Genomic DNA, 4,054 nt, shown 5'->3' with positions numbered 1-4,054 from the left:
CGCGAATTTGAAATCCATGAGAAATCCAGCCCACCGTATTCAGCCCAGCTTTCGATTGAAGTCCGCCCTGCTCGCTCTCGCCCTCGCGTGCCTTGGTCAGGCTGAGTTGGCCTATGGTGCCAAAGACCCGACGGATGTGACCGCCGTCGTCGCGGGCGCTGTGAAGGATGACAAGCTCTCGATCACCGCTGGCAACGATCTCTTTGGCGACACCGCCTCCGGCGTGCCGAAGAAACTGCACATCGAGTACACCCTCGGCGACGAGAAGCTCTCGCGCGATGTGGGCGAGAACCGCAAGCTGGAAATCGCAGCGCCAGCAGGAAAGCACCTCGTCATCACCAAGGCCGTCTATGGGCCTGCGGATGGCTCGAAGCCGAAGACGGTGGCCGTCGTCACGGAAAACCCCGGCGAGGTGCTGGCCACGCTGCCGGGTTTCAAGGTGGAGCTCGTGCGCAAGGCGGACGCAGCCACGGAAGGCTCGTGGATCTCCATCACGAAAGATCCCCAGGGCCGACTGCTCCTCGGCGCGGAACCGAAAGAACCCATCTCGCGACTCACGCTCAAGGACGGCAAAGTCACCAAGGCCGAGATCCTCAAAATCCCGCTCAGCGAAGTCATGGGCATGCTCTTTGCCTTTGACAGCCTCTACATCAATGGCCGTGGCACTGGCCCCGATGGCAAGAGTGTCTATGGCCTCTGGCGCTGCACCTCCACCACCGCCGAGGAGGCCTTCGACAAGGTCGAGTTCCTCCGCGAATGGAAGGGCGGCGGTGGCGAACACGGCGCGCACACCATCCTGCTCAATCCCGACAAAAAGCACCTCAACGTGCTCTGCGGAAATTACGTGGACGTGCCTGCCGATGTGCTTCCCACCTCCCCGCACAAAAACTACGCCGACGATCTCGTGCTGCCACGCGCGGAAGATGGCAACGGCTTCGGCGCAGGCCGCAAGCCTCCGGGCGGCTTCGTCGTCCGCATGGACCCCGACGGCAAGAACTGCGAACTCATCGCCAGCGGCGAGCGCAACACCTACGGCGTCGCCTTCAATCACGATGGCGAGCTCTTCGGCTTTGACAGCGACATGGAGTGGGACTGGGGCACCCCCTGGTATCGCCCGGTGCGCGTCTATCATGTGACCAGCGGCGCAGACCATGGCTTCCGCGAAGGCGCCAGCAAGTGGCCCGAGTATTACCACGACAGCCTGCCTGCCACCGTCACCATCGGCATCGGTTGCCCCACCGGCGTGGGCTTCGGCACGGGTGCCAAATTCCCCGCCAAATACCAGCGCGCCTTCTTCATCCAGGACTGGACCTATGGCCGCCTCATCGCCGTGCATCTCACACCGCAGGGCGCCAGCTACGGCGGCACCTGGGAAAACTTCGTCGCGCCGAAATCACTCAATGAAAAATCCGGCAAGACCCCTCTCAATTTGACCGGCCTCACCATCGGCGACGACGGCGCGATGTACTTCACCATCGGCGGCCGCCACACCCAGGGAGCACTGTTTCGCGTGACCTACGAAGGCACCGAATCCACCGCCCCCGCAGACCTCCACGAAGTCGCAGGCGATGAATCCCGCACGCTGCGCCACAAGCTCGAAGCCTTCCACGGCCACGAAGACGCCGCCGCCGGGGACACCGCATGGCCTCACCTCGCCAGCGAAGACCGCTTCATCCGCTACGCCGCACGCATCGCCATCGAAAGCCAGCCCATCAACTCATGGAAGACCCGCGCCTTGACAGAAACGAATCCCACATCGGCGCTGACCATCCTCCTCTCAGTCGCACGCCTCGGCGGCACCGAAGCCCAGGGCGATCTCTTCAAAGCTCTCGCCAAGCTTCCCCTCGCACAGCTCAAGAGCGAAGCCCAGCAGCTTGAGTTCATCCGCGTCATCGAAGTCGCCATCAGCCGCACGGGCAAACCCGCCGCTGAAGTCGCCGCGCCCATCATCGCGCTGCTCAGCCCGCTTTACCCCGCGCAGAGCGTCGCGCTCAATCGCGAGCTTTGCCAGACCCTCCTCGCGCTCGATGCGCCCGACACCATCGCCCGCACGCTCAAGCTCCTCGCCGCCGCACCCACGCAGGAAGAGCAGCTCAACTACGTCGTCGCCCTGCGCACCATCACGAATGGCTGGACACCAGAGATGCGCCGCCAGTACTTCGCCTGGTGGGCCCAGAAGCGCAACACCACGCAGCATCCCGAGACCACACTCAAGTGGTTCACCGATGCCGGCCGCGACTTCAGCGATGGCGCAAGCTTCAGCAACTTCCTCGTGAAAATTCGCCGCACCGCCATGGCCAACGTGCCGCCGCAGGAGCTCGCCGCACTGCAGCCCGTGCTCGATTCCTGGATCGAGCCCGCACCCAAGCTCAAGAAGCCCAAGAAGGACCGCACCTTCGTGAAGAACTGGCAGATGTCCGACCTCATCGGCGATCTCGACAAACTCAGCAAAGGCCGCAACTTCGCGCAAGGCCAGGACGCCATGTACGGCACCCTCTGCCTCATGTGCCATCGCATCGGCGATGAAGGCGGCTCCGTCGGCCCCGATCTCACCGCCGTCGCCAGCCGCTATTCGCCCCAGGTCATTCTCGAAGCCATGATCGAGCCTTCGAAGGTGATCTCCGAGCAATACGCCAACACCGACATCACCCTCAAAAACGGCGACTTCTTCACCGGTCGCATCGTCTCAGACACCGACGACAAGATCATCCTCCGTCCGAGCATGCTCTCGCCCGACACCAAGGAAATCAACAAGTCCGACATCAAGTCCAAGGAAGTCTCAAAGCTCTCCCCCATGATGCCCGGCCTGCTCAACAATCTCACCAAGGAAGAAATCCTCGACCTCCTCGCCTTCTTCGAAGCCGCCGGGAAGCCTGAGGGCGCGGCGTTCAAGAAGTAGTGTTATCGCCTGCCTCATGCATCTGGGACGACCGTGGCCATGACCTCGGCCGCGAAGAACGGCATGTGGGGAGAGCTGCATCCCAATACCAGCCCCCGTCTCCGAACCACGCTCAAGGCTGCTTCGGTCCGGCACCCGCAAAAGCAATATCCTAGCGGACAGAATTGGTGCCCCAAGATTCGCCAACTTGCAAAATCGCTGTGGTCGAACTAATTGGACGAGGGCCAGGTTCAGATGGATGGAAGGACGCTACGCTCTTAGTCCGAGGTAATGTTGAGGAAGCCTTAGGAACAAGGAAGTCCGTCATTCTGATCGACCGAGACAATATTTCTCTAATTGATCAGGAAAATGCCCTGACAGGCAAGAATACCAAAGTGACAGGCACAGACGCTTTCCTCACCGGTTTTATCATGCTCGTCGATCGCAAAGTAGTTCTCAGCCTGACAAGACTTGATATTGCCACCCAGAAGAAGCAAACCGCTTCAACTCAGATTGAACCTGTCAGCCTTGGAATCAATGTCGAAACTGACTTGCCACCGGCAGATGCTTCAATCCGAATCGCCAGCGCAGTCATGTTCGACATCGTTCGAAATCTAGTCAAAGCGGAAGCTCTGGGCGCCGCCACAACCGGTAATTCGGATCCTGAATTCAGTTCGATTGTCGCCAAACGTCAAAAGGTTCTTGAAAACGAAATCGAGCAGTGGGCGGGAAAATCTATCGAGGAAATCCAGAAGTTGATTCAACTAGATCCTACGATCGTGAAGCGAGGTTTTACAGACAGGCGGGAATATTTGATTTTAGAAGGTCACCTTCAACAGGCAGACACCACTCGGCAACAGCGCCTCATCGTGGAATTCGAGATCCTCTATGAAAGGGCACGTAAATCTGGGATCGAGACGACGACCGCAATGCTCATCTCCAGCTGCAAAAAAGGTCTTGATCAGGAAAAGTGAGAAGGATCAGTCGAAATCAGACCCCCTCACACCCCGTCCCAGCTCCACGCCCAAGGCCAACTCGACCCGGCCCCCTCAAAAGCAATTTCCTATCAGACAGACAGACAATTTCCTATCAGACGGGCCGGGCCACAAAGCTCGAAAACGAACACCGCAGGAAATTTTTCAAAGAGCAGGCCGCGGCAAATGCCGGACCAGATGG

2 protein-coding genes are annotated in these 4,054 nt (G+C 59.6%); both read left to right on the top strand.

What is annotated here, in order from left to right; translation table 11 throughout:
* Positions 1–16: 16 nt before the first annotated feature.
* Positions 17–2,899: a heme-binding protein gene (locus tag ACILSI_RS26790; RefSeq protein WP_395724996.1), complete on the top strand. Its 2,883-nt coding sequence runs from the start codon at positions 17–19 to the stop codon at positions 2,897–2,899.
* 167 nt (positions 2,900–3,066) lie between these two features.
* Complete coding sequence (locus ACILSI_RS26785) at positions 3,067–3,852, top strand: hypothetical protein (protein WP_395724995.1); 786 nt, start codon at positions 3,067–3,069, stop codon at positions 3,850–3,852.
* The last annotated feature ends 202 nt before the right edge of the window (positions 3,853–4,054 follow it).

The sequence above is a fragment of the Prosthecobacter sp. genome (assembly GCF_044232965.1).
Lineage (GTDB): Bacteria > Verrucomicrobiota > Verrucomicrobiia > Verrucomicrobiales > Verrucomicrobiaceae > Prosthecobacter.
The sequence above is the reverse complement of the archived record's forward strand: the minus strand, read 5'-3'. Positions and strand labels throughout refer to the sequence as shown.

Coding starts and splice junctions, on each gene's coding strand:
- ACILSI_RS26790 (WP_395724996.1), top strand. CDS start 17: ATGAGAAATCCAGCCCACCGTATTCAGCCCAGCTTTCGATTGAAGTCC.